1 protein-coding gene is annotated in these 404 nt (G+C 35.9%); it reads left to right on the top strand.

The annotated features are described in order from the left end of the window. Positions 1-404 (top strand): DNA polymerase (locus R0J88_RS18885; protein ID WP_410900710.1); only part of this gene is annotated, 404 nt, incomplete at both ends.

Genomic DNA, 404 nt, shown 5'->3' on the forward strand with positions numbered 1-404 from the left:
CTGAAGAAGCTTTCTAGTCAAAGTAAGCCACTTCAATTATTACTGAAGTTCCGTGACTTAAATAAGCTTTACAGTACCTATATCCATCCAATGCCTGAAATGGTACAGAAGGACGGACGTTTACATGGACAATTCCTTCAGGTACAAACTGCAACAGGACGATTTGCTTCACAGAAACCTAATCTACAAAACTTGCCATACTTAGCTAGAAAAATGATAATTCCAGCAGAGAATCATGTAATTATAGGGGTAGACTATAGTCAAATTGAACCACGTGTATTAGCACATTTTACTGGTGACGATTCTATGATTGATGCTTATGTAAATAACCGTGACTTATACATTGAGATGGCTATGAAAGTATTTAAGCTAGAAAGAAAGTATTGTGAGGATAAAGCTTATAG

Source organism: Pseudoalteromonas sp. SIMBA_162 (genome assembly GCF_046535955.1).
Lineage (GTDB): Bacteria > Pseudomonadota > Gammaproteobacteria > Enterobacterales > Alteromonadaceae > Pseudoalteromonas > Pseudoalteromonas marina.